Consider the following 19,430-nt stretch of genomic DNA (forward strand, 5'->3'; position numbering starts at 1 on the left):
AAAAACAATGCCAACAACAGAAGAACTATTCCAACAACTAAAACACCCCAACCCCCACCTCCGCGACCAAGCAATGTGGGAATTGGCGGAAAATCCTGATGAAACAACTATTCCCCGGTTGATGAGTATTCTCGATGAAGAGGATACCACTTATCGACGGGCTGCTGTGAAAGCCTTAGGTGCGATTGGCCCTGATGCAGTGACACCGTTAGTAGAAGCCTTACTCAATAGTGATAATGTTACCGTTCGTGGTAGTGCCGCCAAAGCACTGGCGCAAGTTGCTATTAATCACCCTGATGTTCCCTTTGCTGCTGAAGGCGTACAGGGTTTAAAAACTGCTCTGGATGACCCCAATCCCGTAGTCCATATTGCTGCTGTGATGGCGCTAGGTGAAATTGGTTCTCCTGTGGTTGATGTTTTAATTGAAGCATTACAAACTACAGATAACCCAGCGCTAGGAATCTCGATTGTGAATGCTCTTGGTTCAATTGGCGATAGTCGAGGTGTGGAGGTTTTACAATCCCTAATTGAGAATGAATCAACCGATTCCTATGTGCGTGAATCCGCTACTAGTGCCTTATCTCGCTTAGAAATGACAACGAAGTTTCAGCGGGGAGAAAAATAATCTTCCTAGAATTATGCGATCGCATCTTCAGGAAATGGATAATTAAACTGTATGACAAATTAATTTTCTCACCCAATGTCAGATTCCCAAGCAATTAGTGCCGCAGTCGCTAAACTCTACAATACCTATCCCTTCCCTCCAGAACCGTTATTAGATGAACCGCCTCCTGGTTATAACTGGCGCTGGAATTGGCTGACAGCGTATAACTTTTGTACCGGACAAAAACCCTCACGGAACAATGTCCGCATCCTCGATGCTGGGTGTGGTACGGGGGTGGGAACAGAATACTTAGTCCATCTCAATCCGGATGCGGCGATTGTAGGCATTGATTTGAGTGCTGGCGCATTAGCTGTAGCTCAAGAGCGCTGTCAAAAATCAGGGGCAACCAGGGTAGAATTTCATCATCTGAGTTTGTTTGATGTGGAGCAGCTTCCGGGTGAATTTGATTTAATTAACTGTGTGGGAGTTCTGCACCATACCCCTGACCCCATTCGCGGGATTCAAGCCTTAGCGAAAAAGCTATCGCCTGGTGGAATCATGCATATATTTGTGTATGGTGAACTGGGGCGTTGGGAAATTAAATTAATGCAAGAGGCGATCGCACTTTTGCAAGGCGATCAACGAGGTGATTACACTGATGGCGTAGCAGTGGGCAGACAAATATTTGCTGCTTTACCAGAAAATAACCGCCTCCGCCAGCGCGAACAGGAACGCTGGTCTTGGGAAAATCAACGCGATGGCTACTTTGCAGATATGTATGTCCATCCCCAGGAAATTGATTACAACATCAATACAGTGTTTGAGTTAATTGATGCGTCGGGGTTGGAGTTTCTCGGCTTTTCTAATCCCCATATTTGGAATTTAGAACGATTGATTGGTCAAGCGCCGGGATTGATTGAACGTTCTCAAAATTTAAGCGATCGCCAACGCTATCGGTTAATTGAGATCCTCGATCCGCAAGCAATTACCCACTACGAGTTTTTCTTAGGACGCAGTCCCATTCATAGAGAAAATTGGACATCCGATGCCAAACTGATGTCTGCAATCCCAGAACCGAGTCCTTGCATTCAGGGATGGCGAGATAGCCAACAATTCTTTAATCAAGACTATCAGATTGTGCGTTTAAATGATGCCGAGTGGCAGTTTCTCCTCGCCTGTGATGGAAATCAAACAACAGCGCAAATTTTGCAGTCAGTGGATGCGAGTTTAGCAGATGTGCGATCGCTCCAAACACAGCAAATCATTCTCCTAACTCCCACAAGTCTATGAGTAGTATTCTAGAGAATTAATCCAATTAATGATGTTCAGTGATTATCTCTCTGCCATTAAATATCTCAATTCTTTATAAAATTGCTCCCTTCTGCGTTTAATTAAGCGATATCGCTTGTATTTGCGAATGTAGCTTTTAGCTATCGGCTTCATTAGAAGTGCGAGTGCACTCATCAGGATGATAAAAGATACCATTAGAATGATTATAGAAAAAGCAGGGTTTGTACTTATGTTGCTTGAAAATACGGGAATTACTGAGGAACGACATCCGTATTTTTGTGTATTTATTTCAGCAAACATGGCGCACTATTTCAGTATTTATACTATTTAAGCTTTACATAGTAAGAATTACAGGGATTAGGGACTTCCAACTTAAAAAATAGACAATCACTTTGGGGAAAAGGTTAAAGGGTAAAGGTTAAAGGTTTTTTCTTGCCCCTTTTCCCCTTAACCGACAAGTATTGTGACAGATTGTAGGGGCAAGGCAATGCCCACCTGTGTCAATTTAACGTGAAACCCGCTTGGCGACAACGTTCTGCCCTCACCCCCAGCCCCTCTCCCACCAGGAGAGGGGAGCAAGAGATTTAATTCCCCTTCTCCCGCGGGAGAAGGGGTGAGGGGATGAGGGCGCGAGGTATTTCTACAACGCCCGCCCTAGATAGCTTTTAGCTTAAGTTGACACCAATGGATAGTGCCTTGCCCTTTAGATTATATTGATGTGTCGCAAAAATTATTTGAATTGGTATGAGTTTTGCAAAGAGCGATCGCTGCTATCGTGGAGCCTAGACATTGGCGAACGGAAAAATTCAAGGCGGCAGAGAAATAATAATAATTGGAATTGAATAAATATTTGTATAAGCGCACTAAAACAAGTTTTTACTCGTCACAATTTAGCTGCCAAATACTGGAATTTTAATTAAATGTTGCTTAACTGTCTTAACTGTCCTTGTATTGTGATGACAAATCTGAAATCTTAGAATCAAGAAGTCAAGCAATTTTGGATTTTAAATTTTGGATTTTGGATTTTGGATTAACCCCATGCACGCCACTATTCAAGCTAGACGTTAATTTTCAGCAATTATATAAGCAACTGCAATAGTAGCTTACCCCAATCAATGCCTGGTACTGCCTGGTGTTGTAAAACTTTGTGCTGACTTGTCTTGAGTCTTAACTAAACCCACATTCATTGTGAAAATCCGCTAATTTTAAGACCACAAATCATGCTAAATATATCCACATAACAACGGCAAGTTCAATAAATGTGTAGTGGTGGGGTAACACCTGTGCAAAAGAGATTTGCCAAAAAATATTCAATAAATCAAGACGAATTAAATCATGACAGTGAGATGAAATTAATACGTTTAAATAAACAATGACTTCAAGTAAGCAACCTTTTGATTTGCCAAGTTTTTATGTACCTTGGCCTGCACGACTGAACCCAAATCTGGAAGCAGCACGGGTACATTCTAAAGCTTGGGCTTATGAAATGGGAATTTTGGGCGGGTCAGAGGAATCAGAAGATTATGGAATTTGGGATGAGCGCAAGTTTGATGCTCATGACTATGCCCTATTGTGCGCCTATACCCATCCAGATGCCGATGAGTCTATGCTCAATCTGGTAACTGACTGGTATGTTTGGGTATTTTTCTTTGACGATCACTTTCTTGAGCTTTATAAGCGTACTCAAGATATGAACGGGGCGAAGAAGTACCTCAATAGACTACCAGCGTTTATGCCTGTGCAGCCCCAACAACCATCGCTAGAACCTAGCAATGCTGTAGAAAAGGGTTTAGTAGACCTTTGGAATCGCACCATCCCTAATGCCTCCCAAGACTGGGTAATCCGATTTTCTGAGAGTACTATCAATCTTCTCAAAGAATCTCTCTGGGAACTCGCTAATATTAGCCAGGATCGAGTCGCTAACCCCATTGAGTACATAGAAATGCGTCGTAAGGTGGGAGGAGCACCTTGGTCAGCTAATCTAGTAGAACACGCGGTGAGGGCAGAAATTCCGGCTGCGATCGCCCCTACTCGACCCTTGCGCGTGCTCAAAGATACCTTTTCTGACGGGGTACATCTACGAAATGACATCTTCTCCTACCAAAGAGAAGTGGAAGAAGAAGGGGAAAATGCTAACTGTATCCTAGTCTTAGAAAGATTCCTCAATGTGAGTACCCAAGAGGCGGCCAACCTCACTAACGACTTACTCACCTCTCGGGTGCAACAGTTCGAGAACACCTTTGTCACAGAGCTTCCTTCCTTATTCGAGGAATATAGTCTGACTCCTGATGAGCGGCTGAAAGTAGTTTTATATGCCAAAGGACTTCAGGACTGGCAATCGGGGGGTCATGAGTGGCATATGCGATCGAGCCGCTACATGAACCAGACATCAGATAAATCTTCTATAGGAAGCTGGTTTTTAGGTGGCCCCACTGGACTAGGTACATCAGCAGCTCGTCTCGGAGCTTTATACGATAGTTTGGGACTAAAACGCTTCCAAAGCTTTACCCATGTTCCCTACCAGCCTGTAGGGCCAGTAACTCTGCCGCAGTTTTATATGCCCTTCTCTACCAGTTTGAATCCCCATCTACAAGAGGCTCGGCGGCACTCTAAAGAATGGGCGCGGCAAATGGGAATGCTGGACACACTGCCAGGGATGCCCAGTATTTATATCTGGGATGACCACAAATTTGATGTAGCAGACGTAGCTTTATGCGGTGCTTATATTCATCCCAATGGATCTAGTGCTGAGTTGAATATAACGGCTTGTTGGTTGGTTTGGGGAACCTATGCCGATGACTACTTCCCCGCACTTTATGGTTATAGCCGCAACATGGCAGGGGCGAAAATCTTCAATGCTAGACTATCGGCCTTTATGCCTTTGGATGATAGTCCCCCTCCCGAACCAACCAACCCAGTAGAACGTGGTTTAGCAGATATTTGGCTGCGGACGGCTGGGCCGATGACACCAAATAATCGTCGTCTCTTCCGCCGTGCGATCGAGAGTATGACGGACAGTTGGTTATGGGAACTAGCGAACCAGACGCAAAATCGCATTCCTGACCCCATCGATTATGTGGAAATGCGCCGTAAGACCTTTGGCTCCGATCTCACCATGAGCCTGTCTCGACTCTTCCAAGGAGACGACATTCCACCAGAGATATTCGCTACCCGAACCATGCAGGCAATTGATAACTCAGCTGCTGACTTCGCCTGTTTAACGAACGATATTTTCTCTTACCAGAAAGAAATCGAATTTGAAGGAGAGATTAATAATGGTGTGCTAGTGGTGCAGAATTTCCTCAACTGCGATATCCCCCATGCTGTCGCAGTTGTTAACGACCTGATGACCTCCCGTGCTGTGGAGTTTGAACATGTTGTGGCGACTGAACTCCCTATTTTATGTGATGATTTCGGCTTAGATACAAATACCCGTGAGAAACTGTACGGATACGTTAAGAGACTAGAGCAGTGGATGTGTGGGGTACTCAAATGGCATCAAGCAGTAGACCGCTATAAGGAATTTGAATTGCGGAATAATTCCACAGAAAAACGGTTACTCCCAGTCCCCACAGGCTTAGGCACTGCAGCGAGCCAAATTAGACCAAATACAAATATCGGTCAGCAAACAACTCAAATTAATGTTCAGCCAGTATTGCAGAACTTACTGAATGGCCCCACAGGGTTAGGTACTTTGGGTACCAAAATCAGCTCGTTGTTCAGCACAAAAGATTAGCGCAATCGAGTTTCCTTTGGGAAAGATTGTCAGAACTTGGTTTTTTCTAGTAACTAAAAAGTAGAGGATGGAATTGTGACTTATTCTAGCGATCGCAATATTGATGCAGAAAATCAGCAGCCCCAGTTAACATTGAGTACGGCGGCGGCGCGTAATTTGGCGACAACAGCCAAATCTGCACCGCAGACCCAGGAAATTACATCCCGGTGGTTATTGAAGTTGTTACCGTGGGTGCAGACCAAAGGTGGTACTTTTCGAGTTAACCGTCGCTTGAGTTACACCGTAGGTGATGGGCGGATCAGTTTCACCAATACTGGAGCAACAGTGCAGGTAATTCCCCAAGAACTGACTGAATTGCCCTTGCTGCGCGGATTTGGTGAAGTTGATGTCCTGACAGCCTTAGCCAGCCAATTTCAACAGCAAGAGTACGCCCCAGACGATGTCATCGTTGAGATTGGCCAGCCAGCCGATCGCGTGATTCTAATTGCTCGTGGTAAGGTGAACAAAATTGGTATTGGCAAGTATGACGAGCAGATCGTCTATGATGTCCTAGCCGACGGCGACCATTTTGGTGATGAAGCGATAGCCCAGTCAGATGATACCTGGCAGTATACCCTCAAGGCAGTCACCAGAACCATAGTTTTGTCATTGCCCCAACAGGCGTTTGAGAGACTAATCGGACAGTCTGAGGCCTTGCGTACTCATGTTGAACAGTACCGCACCCGCCTGAACCAGCCACAAACTCCTGAAGGTGAAGCTGCTATTGAGCTGGCAACCAATCATCCCCAAGAAGCTACATTGGCAGGAACCTTTGCTGATTACGAACTTGCACCCCGCGAATATGAATTGAGCATCGCTCAAACGATATTGCGAGTCAGTAGCCGAGTTGCCGACCTCTACAACGAACCCTACAACCAAACAGAAGAACAACTGCGGCTAACTATCGAGGCATTACGGGAACGTCAAGAATATGAGTTGCTCAACAACCGCGAATTCGGATTGCTGCACAACGCCGATCTCAAACAGCGCATTTACAGTCGCACTGGCGCACCTACACCCGACGACCTAGACGAGCTATTGACGACGGTATGGAAAGAGCCGGCATTTTTCCTCGCTCACCCTCGGACGATCGCAGCCTTCGGTCGGGAAGCCAATCGCCTAGGTATTTATCCCCAAAGTGTTGATATCAATGGCAATCAAGTTACAGCTTGGCGCGGTGTACCTATCTTTCCTTCCAACAAAATTCCCATCACCAATAACCGCACTAGTTCCGTTCTTTTGCTCCGCACAGGTTTAGAAAAACAAGGCGTGATCGGTTTACATCAAACTGGTATTCCTGATGAATATCAACCAAGCTTGTCTGTCCGCTTCATGGGTATTGATGAAAAGGCAATCATCTCTTACCTAGTTACCGCCTACTACTCTGCAGCTGTCCTCACTCCTGATGCACTTGGCATCCTTGAAGATGTGGAAATCGGACGCTAAAGATTAGGAGTGCTGAGTTAGAAGGCAGGAAGCAGGAGGCAGAAGTGAAGAATTATCTCCCTATCCCCCTCGTCTCCCTGTCCTCTTTTACTCAGCGCTCTTGATGTACTTGAATGAGTAACTAACCTGAGTTCGGGATAAGCTGAAACCCTTATTACACCGTTGCTGAATTCTAGGATATGTCAACGTGCTTGCACTGTTTCAGGCGTTTAACGTTAAATCAAACTCCTTAACCCGAACTGACGTTAACTAGAGGATGAGGTAATGACGGATTTTCTGGAATCGAATAGCTCAGTTGAGGATAGACAATCTCAACTAAGCTTGAGCAAAGATGCTGCACGTAATTTGTCTAAAACAACCAAATCTGCACCACAGACGCAGGAGATTACCCCACGTTGGTTGTTGAAGATGTTGCCGTGGGTACAGACGAAGGGTGGCACTTATCGTTTAAATCGGCGATTGACCTATACTGTGGGTGATGGGCGGTTGAGTTTTGCCAACACTGGAGCTGAAGTACAGGTAATTCCCCAGAAACTAACTGAATTGCCATTGCTGCGAGATTTTGACGACACTGATGTGTTGAATGCACTGGCAAGTCGATTTGTGCAGCAGGAGTTTGCGCCTGGTGAGACTATAGTACAGTCAGGTCAGCCAGCCAATCAGCTGTATGCGATCGCTCATGGCAAGGTGAACAAGATTGGTGTGGGCAAGTATGACGAGCCGCCTTTCTTGGATATGTTGGCTGACGGTGCTTATTTTGGCGAACAGGTGTTGCTGGGGTCACAAAGCAATTGGAAGTTCACAATTAAAGCTGTAACCCAATGCACAGTATTGGCACTACCACAACAGGCATTTGCAGAACTGCTCAATCAGTCCCCAGGATTGCAGGCTCAAGTGCAGCAATTTCGGATTCGTGCCGCAAAACCCCAAAATAAGTACGGAGAAGCTTTAATTGCTTTGTCCTGCGCTCATCCTACAGAGACGACTTTACCACAAACATTTGTTGACTACGAACTCTCACCCCGTGAATATGAATTAAGCATTGCTCAGACTGTGTTGCGAGTCAGTACTCGTGTTGCGGATTTGTACAACGAACCTTACAACCAGACCCAAGAACAATTGCGGCTGACTGTCGAGGCATTACGGGAACGTCAAGAATACGAATTGATCAACAACCGCGAATTTGGGTTGCTGCACAATGCTGACTTCAAACAACGCATCTACAGCCGTACTGGCCCCCCTACTCCGGATGATCTGGATGAACTAGTCACGCGGCGGCGGAAGTCGAAATTCTTCCTGGCTCACCCCCGTGCGATCGCAGCATTCTGTCGGCAGTGTAACTACCGAGGCATCTATCCATCAACCATTGACATCGATGGGAGTAAGATAATTACCTGGCGCAATGTCCCGATTCTTCCCTGTAATAAAATCCCGATTACTAAGAATCAGACCAGTTCTATCCTGATACTCCGCACTGGGGAGCAAGACCAAGGCGTAATCGGTTTACATCAAACTGGTATCCCAGACGAATATCAACCAAGCTTGTCTGTCCGCTTCATGGGTATCAACGAAAAGGCGATCATTTCCTACCTTGTTACTGCTTACTATTCGGCAGCAGTTCTTGTCCCTGATGCACTTGGCATTCTCGAAGATGTAGAAATCGGACGCTAATACCATTGCGCTAATTTTTGAAATTGCTTTTTTACCTCTCCTGCCTACCCTGCTCAAAAACAGCCTATCAATGCAAACTACTACAGAGACTAGTTTTAATTTAAAAGCTTATTTATCAGAGCGGCGAGCTTTAGTGGATGCAGAACTTGAGCGTTCAATTACTGTAACTTATCCAGAAATTCTGTATGAGTCTATGCGTTATTCTCTATTAGCTGGAGGAAAACGCCTACGCCCCATTTTGTGTTTAGCAAGTTGCGAACTTTGCGGTGGCACATTAGAGATGGCTATGCCTACCGCCTGTGCTTTAGAAATGTGTCATACCTTTTCTCTGATCCATGATGATTTACCCGCTATGGATAACGACGACTATCGGCGAGGTAGGTTAACTAACCATAAGGTTTATGGCGAAAACATTGCCATTTTAGCTGGAGATGCACTTTTAGCTTACGCTTTTGAGTTTTTAATTGGGCAAACAAAAAAAGTTCCCGCTCATCATCTGTTACAAGTCGTGACTAAGTTAAGTCATACTATGAGTGCAGCAGGTTTAGTCGGCGGCCAAGTTGCAGATTTGCAATCTGAGGGGCTAGAGAATATTGACATCAAAACCCTCGACTATATTCATACTCATAAAACTGGAGCGTTGTTAGAAACCTCAGTTCTTTCAGGGGCGCTGTTAACAGGAGCGAGTGATGCTGTTTTGCAACGACTTTCTGTTTATGCTCATCATATTGGTCTAGCTTTTCAAATAGTTGATGATCTGCTTGATATCACCGGAACTCAGGAAGAATTAGGCAAAACTCCAGGAAAAGACCAAAAAGTACAAAAAGTAACTTATCCCAGTTTATGGGGAATTGAGGAATCAAAACGCAAAAGTCAAGAATTAGTGCATCTAGCCAAAGCTGAACTTGCTAGTTTTGGAAATCGGGCACAACCGCTAATGGCGATCGCGGATTATATCGTCGCCAGAACGCAATAATCTTTTTATGAACTACCCGCCCTTACTTCGTTGAAGGGCGGGTAGTTCATAAAATACAAATTAATCTATAACTTTCGGTTACCCAATAGTTCATAATTATTTGTTGGAGATGAAAACCGCATCGCCAGAATCTTATGAGCCACTGCTAATGAGACAGGCATCACTGATAATCGATTTCCTGTTCTCACCACCATTAATTCTTCAGCGCTAAATTCCTCTTTTAGCGTTGACAACAAGATAGGATAAGAAAAAGTTTCCACGAATTCTACTACAACTGTTTGCCAACGAGGAGATTCGAGACTTGATTTTGGGTCGTAGTAAGTACTATTGGGGTCAAACTGTGTGGGATCGGCAATACCCGTTTTTACTACACGCATTAATCCAGCAATACCAGGAGGATTAGTGTTGGAATGATAGAAAAAAGCTAAATCTCCTGGTTGCATTTGGCGCAGAAAGTTACGAGCTTGATAATTGCGAACGCCATCCCAGATAGTTTCGCCTTGCTGTTGTAGGTCAGTAATACTATAAACTTCTGGCTCTGATTTCATTAACCAATAATTCACTGTTAGCTATTCTCCTGCGCTTGAGTTGGTGGCTGAAGCATATTATTTAGCTGTTGAAATATGTTTTTTAATATTGGTGTATATGGTGTCATTTTTGAGCCAATAATTTTGATAGATGGATAGGTTTGTTGCTTCTGAAAACTCCAGCAAAATTAGTTGTATATGCACAAAAATTGTGCAGTATTAGAAGTATCTTTGTACAGGCATTCAAGGCGGATAAAATTGTGCTTTTGTGCAAGTCGATACAAAGTAGCTTGAGTTTCGGGGAAATCATATTTATACACATGATTTTCAATTATCGATATATCTTGAGACGACAATTCTGTCCAATTTTGATGCATATTTTCTGAGTAGCGCTGACAATACTGTTCTTGGGTTTCCTCTTCTTGACGCACTATGTCAATCAAAATAAATATACCTTGATTTTTCAGGAGATGAGATATTTGCTCTATAAGCCTATCTTTTTGTGCAAGATTGAGGTGATGTACAACAAAAGAACTCATAATTACATCAAAACTTTGCTTTTGACTTGCAGCTAGTTCCTCAAGCACTGTAGATATATCGTCTTGAATGAAAGTTTGTCTACACTGAATTTGTGCCATATTGCGTTGGGCAATTGCCAAAGCTGTTGCCGATAAGTCAATTCCCGTATAGTCGGTAATATTAGTATCTAATAAAGCTTGAACTGTTAAACTAGCATCACCACATCCCAGTTCAAGTAAAGAAAATGGTTTTTGAAAATAATCGGTTAGTAATTTATGCAAAACACCAGCAATTTCTTGGTGTTCCATATAATTATTAGTTAAAACCTTTTCATAACTTACCCAATTTTTTTTAAAGTAATCATCAGATTGAGTTGGGAGATTATTCATCAGCCAGCATCCGTATGTTTTAAATATATTGAAAACTCATCCTGATTTTACAGGAATAATGTGTCTAATAACAAAGAATTACTTCAATAATTAGAAATGCGATCGCTCCTTCTAAACTCAAACGCTTCTTACGATGCTTGTGGTGTTCTGGAAAAATCACAATCAGCTGACTTTTTATCTGTACTGGTAGCGTTTTGGTGAGGAATTTTAAAAGGTGAGACAGAAATTCCTCTAATCAGTTCCACCCTAAGTCTAGGCTGGATTACCATTCTTTAAACTTTTTTAACATTTTGGGCTTTACGCACTGCTTTTTTAAGTGGTATATCTGCCGGAATTTTGACTCGCAACTCAGCACTTTCCAGTCAGCAAGCTACCCAAGCAGATTCAACTATCAATTCCTGTTGATAGCGTTATTCAACATCAGGTTGATGGGAATACTAATAAAAAACTCCACCAACAAGGAGATGGAGTTTTTGGGCATGGGGAATCGGTAGTTTCTTCCCCATGCCCCATGCCGCCCCAAGCGGCGGGACGGCTGTCCCTCTTAACCAACAAGGGGATGGAGTTTCCCGCCGCTTTCAATGAAACTAAGGAAAAGCCAAATTAGGTTATGTATAGATGGAAACCGTGAACTCTACTCCCATCATTGCAGGATATGAAATTAGCTCTCAACTGTATGCTGGCGCTAGAACCAATGTATATCGAGCTATCCGCCAATTAGACCAACTTGCAGTCGTGATTAAACTGCTGAACTCAGAGTATCCTAGTTTTAACGAATTACTACAATTTCGCCATCAATATACAATCAGTAAAAATCTCAACATTGCTGGAATTATTCATCCCTTATCCTTAGAAACCTATGGCAATGGTTATATTTTGGTGATGGCAGATACCGGAGAAATTTCTTTAAGAGAATACATTAAAACATCAAATATCTCTTTAGCAGAAGTTTTAAATATTGCTATTCAATTATCACAGATTCTTCACGATTTACACGAACATCGCATTATTCATAAAGATATTAAACCAGCAAATATTTTAATTAATCCTGAGTATCAGCAAATTCTAGTTATTGACTTTAGTATTGCTTCATTACTACCCAAAGAAACCCAAGAAATTAAAAGTTTAAATGTTTTAGAAGGAACTCTTGCTTATATTTCTCCAGAACAAACAGGCAGAATGAATCGAGGTATTGACTACCGCAGCGATTATTATTCTCTGGGTGTAACATTGTATGAAATGTTAACCGGAGAGTTACCATTTAATTGTGATGATCCAATGGAGTTGGTGCATTGTCATCTGGCGAAAATACCTGCAGCATTAGGGAACAGGGAGGAAATTCCGCAAGTAGTTGCAGATATGGTGATGAAACTGCTGGCAAAAAATGCCGAAGATAGATATCAAAGTGCCTTGGGATTAAAGCATGATTTAGAACTTTGTTTAGCTCAACTCCAAGATACAGGAAGAATTAAAGATTTTGAAATCGCTCAGTGGGATGTGTGCGATCGCTTCCTGATTCCAGAAAAATTATATGGTAGAGCAGGAGAAGTTAGCACTTTGCTGCAAGCATTTGAGCGGGTGGCTCAAGGCACATCAGAAATCATGCTAGTTGCTGGATTTTCCGGGATTGGGAAAACTGCTGTGGTGAATGAAGTCCACAAACCAATTACCCGTCAACAGGGTTATTTTATCAAAGGTAAGTTTGACCAATTCAATCGGAATATTCCTTTATCGGCTTTTGTGCAAGCTTTACGTGACTTAATCGCACAACTGTTGTCAGAATCAGACGCAAAATTAGTAGAATGGCGCAATAAAATTTTGCAAGTTGTCGGAGACAACGGACAAGTTTTGATTGAGGTAATTCCCGAATTAGAACAGGTAATTGGTAAACAACCGCCTGTACCAGAACTATCAGGAACTGCGGTGCAAAATCGGTTTAATTTACTGTTTCAAAACTTTATTGCAGTGTTCACCACAAAGGAACATCCTTTGGTGATGTTTTTGGATGATTTACAGTGGGCAGATTTGGCTTCGCTACAGTTAATTAAACTGCTAATGGAAGACCAAAACTATCTGCTGTTGTTGGGTGCTTATCGAGATAATGAAGTGTCAGCCGCACATCCATTTATATTGACAGTAGAGGAACTCAAGAAAGCAGGTAAGGCTGTTAATACTATTACTCTTGCACCCCTTTCCTTAAGTGATACCAATCAGTTAGTTGCTGATACTTTGCATTGTCCCACTGAGCGATCACTTCCTTTAACAGAATTAATCAATCGCAAAACTAAAGGTAATCCCTTTTTTATTACCCAGTTTCTCAAGGCTTTATACGAAGATAAACAAATCACATTTGATCGCCAGCAAGGTTACTGGGAATGTGATTTTGCTCAAGTTAATGCGCTATCTGTGACTGATGATGTAGTGGAATTTATGGCTACTCAGTTACAAAAATTGCCTCTTGATTCGCAAAATATTCTGAAGTTAGCTGCTTGTATTGGTAACTCTTTTGATTTAACTACTTTAGCAGTTGTTTCCCAACAGCCACCCCAGACAGTAGCAGATGCTTTGTGGCAGGTTTTGCAGGAAGGATTGATTTTACCGCAAAGTCAAGTTTATAAGTTTTATCTCAGTGATGAGCAAGAAGTTCAAACTAACAATATCGAAAATGTTGCTTATCGCTTTCTGCACGATCGCGTCCAACAAGCTGCTTATTGTTTAATTCCCCAAGACCAAAAACAAGCGACTCATTTGGCGATTGGTCAATTATTGCACACGAACACACCTACAACTCAACTAGATACATATATCTTTGAAATTGTCAATCACCTGAATATTGGCATTGATTTAATCACTCAGCCTGAGAAACAACTGGAATTAGCTCAACTGAATTTGCTGGCGGGGCGCAAAGCCAAAAGTGCGATCGCCTATAATGCTGCTGTGAAATATTGCACCCAAGGTATTGATTTACTATCCGCCGATGCTTGGAGGGAACATTACCAATTAACCTTAAATCTGCATAATGAGCGTTTAGAAGCTGCTTGCTTGAATACAGACTTTGACAAGCTAGCTACATGGGGTGAGGTGGTGTTGCAATCTGCTACTTCTTTGCTAGATAGCATCAAAGTCTATGAAGTCCGAATGATGGCATTCCGGTCGCAAGGTCAATTTGCCAAAGCCGTTGAAACTGGGTTACAAGGATTGAAATTACTCGGTGTGGAATTTCCCGATCAGCCAACTACGGCAGATATTGGCACAGCAGCCCAACAGACAAAACAATTATGGATGGGGCGCACACCCATTAGCTTGCTGGATTTACCTGTAATGAGCGATCCGCATCAGCTAGCAGCTATGCAAATTATGACTACATTGGTGTCCCCTGCGTACATTGCTAAACCGACACTGTTACCACTACTTACATCCAAGCAAGTGGAGATGGCTATCCAATTTGGCAATTCATCTATTGCTATTTTTTCCTATGCAGACTACGCAGTGATTCTTTGTGGTTTGATGGGAGATATTGATGCTGGGTATGAGTTTGGACAACTGGCATTAAAGTTACTAGAACAATACCAAACTAACGCCTTGAAAAGTAGGGCTTACTTTATTGTCAACAGCTTTATTCGACATTGGAAAGAACCATTAAATCACAGTATTCCCTGGTTGCTAGAAGGTTATCAAAGTGGTTTAGAAACCGGAGATTGGGAATGCGTGGCGTTGAACTTAGACGCATACAGTCAGTATAGCTATTGGAGTGGTCGAGAATTAATTGGTTTGGCTGAGGAAATGGAGAATTATCGGCAAGTCATCAGCCAAGTAAAACAAGAAGCAACGTTAAAATATCTAGAGTGTTACCAACAAGCGATTCTCAATTTATTAGCAGAAGCGGAAGTTCCCTATTATTTACAGGGCAAAGTCTTTAATGCTGCCCAAATTTTACCCAGCTTGCAAGCTACCAGCAATCGCACAGGGTTATTCTATCTTCATCTCAACCAAGCTGTTCTGTGTTATTTGTTTGGAGAATATGCAACGGCCTCACAACAAGCAGCCTTAGCCGAACAGTATAGCAATGCGGTAATTGGCTATTTTGTCGTAGTTGTGCAAGTTTTTTATGATGCTTTAATTCATCTAGCAAACTACACTGATGCTAACCCGGAAGAACAATCGGCTATTTTAGAGCGAATTAATGCCCATCAAGAAAAACTCCAAACTTGGGCTAATCATGCACCCTTCAATCATCAACATCGCTCTTCACTTGTAGCCGCAGAACACTATCGAGTGCTTGGTAAATTTGCGGAAGCGATGGAATATTATGATTTAGCTATTGCCCAAGCCAAAACCCATGGTTATCTGCAAGATGAAGCACTCAGCAATGAACTAGCAGCTAAATTTTACCTCAGTTGGGGTAGACAGAAAGTTGCAGCCAGTTATATGCAGGAGGCATACTACTGTTATGCTCGTTGGGGCGCAAAAGCCAAAACTGAGGATCTGGAAAATCGCTATCCCGATTTACTGCGGATTATTCTCCAGCAGAGAATACAACCATTACAAATGCTGGAAACATTATCGAGCGGCTTTAGCCCTACAATCTCAGTGCATAATTCTACTGATTTGAGTCGTTCTTCTAGCAGTGAAATCAGTAGCTTTGATTTTGCAGCTATCCTCAAAGCCTCTCAAGCCATTTCTGGCACGATTCAACTAGATAAACTGCTGCACCAATTAACACAGATTATTCTGCAACATTCTGGGGGCGATCGCTGTGCCTTAATTCTACCTAATACTCAAGGAGAATGGTTAGTCAGGGCTATTGCTACACCCGAAACCACAGAAATTTGTGCCGAACCTTTAGAGGGTAACCCCAACTTACCACTCAAGTTGATCCAGTACGTCAAAAATACTCAAGAAATGGTGATGATTGAAGAACTCAAAACCAATTTACCTGTAATTGATGAGTATTTAATTCAAAGACAGCCAAAAAGTTTGTTGTGCTTACCAATTCTCAATCAAGGACATGTAATTGGGATTTTGTATTTAAAGAATCGCTCAACTAGTAATGTATTTACTAGCGATCGCATCCTCATTCTCAATTTTCTTTGTACTCAGGCAGCTATTTCTCTGGAAAATGCCCGTCTTTATCAAGATTCTCAGATTTATGCTCAACAGTTAGAGCAAAAATCTCAAGCACTAGAAAATGCACTGCAAGAACTGCAACAAACCCAACTGCAAATGATCCAACAGGAAAAAATGTCTGCACTTGGTAATTTAGTTGCTGGGGTAGCTCATGAAATGAACAATCCCCTCGGCTTTATTGCGGCTAGCCTCAAACAAGCTAAACCTACTTTGGCTGATATCACCGAACACCTAAAACTATATCAACAAGCACTACCAAATCCGGAAGTAGAAATTCTCGATCATGCAGAAGAAATCGACTTAGACTATAGCCTAGAAGACCTACCAAAAATGCTCAATGCAATGGTCATGGCTTCTGACAGATTGAAAAATATTAGCACCAGTTTAAGAACTTTCTCCCGTGCTGATAAAGATTATAAAGTGCCATTTAATATCAATGAAGGTATTGATAGTACAATCTTAATTCTTAAACATCGCTTGAAAGCAAATGAGCAACGTCCAGAAATTGTAGTTGTCACTAATTACGATAATTTACAACCAATCTTGTGCTTTCCTGGACAATTAAATCAGGTATTTATGAATATTCTCGCTAATGCCATTGATGCTGTAGATGAGTCAAGTATTGGCAAAAGCTTTGAGGAACTCAAGCTCAATCCTCACAAAATTCTCGTGAGAACTGCCATTGAAAATCATACCTTAAAAATTTCAATTGCTGATAATGGCCCGGGCATCAGCGAAGATGTCAAAGAAAAGATATTTGACCATTTATTTACGACCAAAGCAGTAGGGAAAGGCACAGGATTAGGACTTGCGATCGCACGTCAAATTGTAGAAGAAACACATGGGGGAAAAATTGCAGTTAATTCTGTTTTAGGGCAAGGAACAGAATTTATAATTTCTCTGCCTCATTAAGGTACTTGCAACTAAATCAATATCCTATTGCTAGGGGTGGCAGAGGGAGCAGAGGAAGCAGGGGAGCAGAGGAGGACATTCCTTCTGCCTCCTGCCCTCTGCCTTTTCTAGTAAATGTGAAATGTCGTCTGCTCTAGACTTTTGTAAGCATCAGGTGATCACAGTTGGCTGTTCTCTACCTGTGAAGGTGCGAATCTGAGCAATTTCATCAGCGATCGCAATTAAATTTCCTAGTGCTTCCTGGGGATCGAGGTTTTGTTTAGCAGTATCTGGTTCGTAAGATTCCAGATAAATTCGCAAAGTTGCGCCTTGGGTACCAGTACCAGAGAGACGGAAGACAATGCGGGAACCATCAGTAAATCCAATTCTGATGCCTTGATTTTCACTAATGCTGCCATCAACTGGGTCGGTGTAGCTAAAGTCATCGCTATACTCAACCTCATATTTACCAAATTGTTTGCCTGGAAGGTTTGGCATTTGCGATCGCACATTGTCAATCAAGGCTTTGGCTTTCCCCGCATCAACTTCTTCGTAATCGTGGCGAGAATAGTAGTTGCGTCCGTAAGCTTGCCAGTGTTCGCGGACAATCTCTTCTACAGATTGTTGCTTTACTGCGAGAATATTTAGCCAAAACAGCACTGCCCACAGTCCATCTTTTTCTCGAATATGGTTGGAACCAGTGCCAAAGCTTTCTTCTCCACAAAGAGTAGCTTTACCTGCATCTAATAAATTACCAAAGAACTTCCAACCAGTAGGTGTTTCGTAGCAGTCAATCCCCAGCCGTTTTGCTACTAGATCTACTGCTTGACTAGTAGGCATAGAACGTGCGACTCCTGCCAAACCATCCTGATATCCTGGCACTAGCTTGGCATTGGCAGCTAAAATTGCCAAGCTATCGCTGGGGGTAACAAAAAACTTGCGTCCCAAAATCATGTTGCGATCGCCATCGCCATCGGAAGCTGCACCAAAGTCTGGCGCATTTTCTCCATAAAGGACTTCTACTAAGTCATGGGCATACACTAAATTCGGGTCAGGATGTCCGCCACCAAAGTCTTCCAGAGGTATACTGTTTTGCACGCTACCTGCAGGTGCGCCCAAGCGCTGCTCAAATAGGGCATGGGCATAGGGGCCAGTCACGGCATGAAGTGAATCTATGCACAGCCGGAAGTTCCCAGAAGTTAAGAATTGGTGAATGCGATCGAAATCAAACAGGGACTCCATTAACTCTTGATAATCTTGCACGGAGTCAATGACTTCTACAACCATTTCACCCAGTTTAGATTCACCCAAGGTTCCTAAATCCACATCTGGGGCATTTAAGATGTAATATTTGTCAATAACTTTGCTGCGGGCATAGATAGCCTCTGTCACTTTTTCCGGTGCTGGCCCACCGTTACTAATGTTGTATTTTACACCAAAATCACCCTTTGGCCCGCCAGGATTATGGCTGGCAGACAGGACAATACCACCTAGCGCCTGGTATTTGCGAATTATGGCAGATACTGCCGGGGTAGACAAAATTCCATCCTGACCAACTTTAATTCTAGCCACACCGTTAGCTGCGGCCATTTTCAAGATAATTTGAATAGCTTGGCGATTGTAGTAACGTCCATCACCACCTACAACTAAGGTCTGTCCCTGTAAGCCTTCGAGAATATCAAAGATGGATTGAATGAAGTTTTCTAAATAATGGGGTTTTTGAAAAACACTCACTGCTTTCCGTAGTCCAGAAGTGCCGGGCTTCTGATCAGGAAAGGGGGTGGTATCAAATGTCTGGATATCCATTGTCATGTTTTCAGAACTGATTTTTTGCTATTTGAGGAAGCCACACAAAGGTATGATACGGCGATTGCTCTCCAGAAAACTGATTATTCTCGGTGCTTAACCTGTTGAGATTTGATAAATTCTTTCAATAGTGAGTTGTCCCGCACCCTAATCATACCTAGTGCTAAGTAGTTACAGCTTCGCCCGTAGGCATTAATTCTTACTCAGTTTCGCTAAAGCGTACTTTAGCGAATGATCAGGAAATAGGCCAATACGCTTGGATTAAGCTCATTAGCGATTGATTTGTCACTTATTAACAAAGCCTGCAGAATTGGGGGATTCTCCCCCAAACCCCCGATTGGGTGACGGTTGCGTCCCCCAAACCCCCTCCAAAATTATTGTTCGGTTTTTTTAACTAGTTTTTTGGTTT

At 42.8% G+C, this 19,430-nt stretch carries 11 protein-coding genes; 7 read left to right on the plus strand and 4 right to left on the minus strand.

Features of this window, described 5'->3' with window-relative positions; translation table 11 throughout:
* The first annotated feature begins 7 nt into the window (after positions 1 to 7).
* From AACU25_RS16525 to crtE, 6 genes are all read left to right on the plus strand, one after another.
* Positions 8 to 625: a HEAT repeat domain-containing protein gene (locus AACU25_RS16525; RefSeq protein ID WP_096577374.1), complete on the plus strand. Its 618-nt coding sequence runs from the start codon at positions 8 to 10 to the stop codon at positions 623 to 625.
* Between the two features lie 75 nt (positions 626 to 700).
* A complete protein-coding gene (locus tag AACU25_RS16530; protein WP_096577376.1) occupies positions 701 to 1,894 on the plus strand; it encodes a class I SAM-dependent methyltransferase in 1,194 nt (397 codons plus the stop codon).
* A gap of 1,372 nt (positions 1,895 to 3,266) precedes the next feature.
* Positions 3,267 to 5,630, plus strand: coding sequence for a family 2 encapsulin nanocompartment cargo protein terpene cyclase (locus tag AACU25_RS16535; protein WP_321206810.1), 2,364 nt, complete (start codon positions 3,267 to 3,269; stop codon positions 5,628 to 5,630).
* 75 nt (positions 5,631 to 5,705) lie between these two features.
* Positions 5,706 to 7,115: a family 2B encapsulin nanocompartment shell protein gene (locus AACU25_RS16540; RefSeq protein WP_096577378.1), complete on the plus strand. Its 1,410-nt coding sequence runs from the start codon at positions 5,706 to 5,708 to the stop codon at positions 7,113 to 7,115.
* A 264-nt stretch (positions 7,116 to 7,379) separates the two neighbouring features.
* On the plus strand, positions 7,380 to 8,786 hold the full coding sequence (locus tag AACU25_RS16545) for a family 2B encapsulin nanocompartment shell protein (RefSeq protein WP_096577380.1): 1,407 nt from the start codon (positions 7,380 to 7,382) through the stop codon (positions 8,784 to 8,786).
* Positions 8,787 to 8,856: 70 nt separating this feature from the next.
* Entirely contained in the window at positions 8,857 to 9,762 is a 906-nt protein-coding gene (gene crtE / locus AACU25_RS16550; RefSeq protein WP_096577382.1) for a geranylgeranyl diphosphate synthase CrtE, read from the plus strand.
* A gap of 65 nt (positions 9,763 to 9,827) precedes the next feature.
* Here crtE and AACU25_RS16555 read toward each other — a convergent pair whose 3' ends face one another.
* Positions 9,828 to 10,325 carry an EVE domain-containing protein gene (locus tag AACU25_RS16555; protein ID WP_096577384.1) on the minus strand — a complete coding sequence of 166 codons (498 nt, stop codon included), beginning with the start codon at positions 10,323 to 10,325 and terminating at the stop codon, positions 9,828 to 9,830.
* Between the two features lie 152 nt (positions 10,326 to 10,477).
* Complete coding sequence (locus tag AACU25_RS16560; RefSeq protein WP_096577386.1) at positions 10,478 to 11,197, minus strand: class I SAM-dependent methyltransferase; 720 nt, start codon at positions 11,195 to 11,197, stop codon at positions 10,478 to 10,480.
* Between the two features lie 618 nt (positions 11,198 to 11,815).
* Between AACU25_RS16560 and AACU25_RS16565 the strand changes: the two genes are divergently transcribed.
* Positions 11,816 to 17,236, plus strand: a complete 5,421-nt coding sequence (locus AACU25_RS16565) for a trifunctional serine/threonine-protein kinase/ATP-binding protein/sensor histidine kinase (protein WP_096577388.1) — start codon at positions 11,816 to 11,818, stop codon at positions 17,234 to 17,236.
* Between the two features lie 150 nt (positions 17,237 to 17,386).
* On the opposite strand, the gene AACU25_RS16570 is transcribed toward AACU25_RS16565, so the two are convergent.
* The gene (locus tag AACU25_RS16570) at positions 17,387 to 19,021 is read right to left on the minus strand and encodes an alpha-D-glucose phosphate-specific phosphoglucomutase (RefSeq protein ID WP_096577390.1); all 1,635 of its coding nucleotides are present in this window, start codon (positions 19,019 to 19,021) and stop codon (positions 17,387 to 17,389) included.
* 83 nt (positions 19,022 to 19,104) lie between these two features.
* Positions 19,105 to 19,218: a phosphoketolase family protein gene (locus AACU25_RS36960; protein ID WP_422641118.1), complete on the minus strand. Its 114-nt coding sequence runs from the start codon at positions 19,216 to 19,218 to the stop codon at positions 19,105 to 19,107.
* Positions 19,219 to 19,430: the final 212 nt, after the last annotated feature.

The sequence above is a fragment of the Tolypothrix tenuis PCC 7101 genome (assembly GCF_963874875.1).
GTDB lineage: Bacteria > Cyanobacteriota > Cyanobacteriia > Cyanobacteriales > Nostocaceae > Aulosira > Aulosira tenue.

Excerpts from the sequence above, each read along its gene's own strand:
- AACU25_RS16525 (WP_096577374.1), top strand. The coding sequence starts at position 8 with ATGCCAACAACAGAAGAACTATTCCAACAACTAAAACACCCCAACCCC.
- AACU25_RS16530 (WP_096577376.1), top strand. The coding sequence starts at position 701 with ATGTCAGATTCCCAAGCAATTAGTGCCGCAGTCGCTAAACTCTACAAT.
- AACU25_RS16535 (WP_321206810.1), top strand. The coding sequence starts at position 3,267 with ATGACTTCAAGTAAGCAACCTTTTGATTTGCCAAGTTTTTATGTACCT.
- AACU25_RS16545 (WP_096577380.1), top strand. The coding sequence starts at position 7,380 with ATGACGGATTTTCTGGAATCGAATAGCTCAGTTGAGGATAGACAATCT.
- crtE (WP_096577382.1), top strand. The coding sequence starts at position 8,857 with ATGCAAACTACTACAGAGACTAGTTTTAATTTAAAAGCTTATTTATCA.
- AACU25_RS16560 (WP_096577386.1), bottom strand. The coding sequence starts at position 11,197 with ATGAATAATCTCCCAACTCAATCTGATGATTACTTTAAAAAAAATTGG.
- AACU25_RS16565 (WP_096577388.1), top strand. The coding sequence starts at position 11,816 with ATGGAAACCGTGAACTCTACTCCCATCATTGCAGGATATGAAATTAGC.
- AACU25_RS16570 (WP_096577390.1), bottom strand. The coding sequence starts at position 19,021 with ATGGATATCCAGACATTTGATACCACCCCCTTTCCTGATCAGAAGCCC.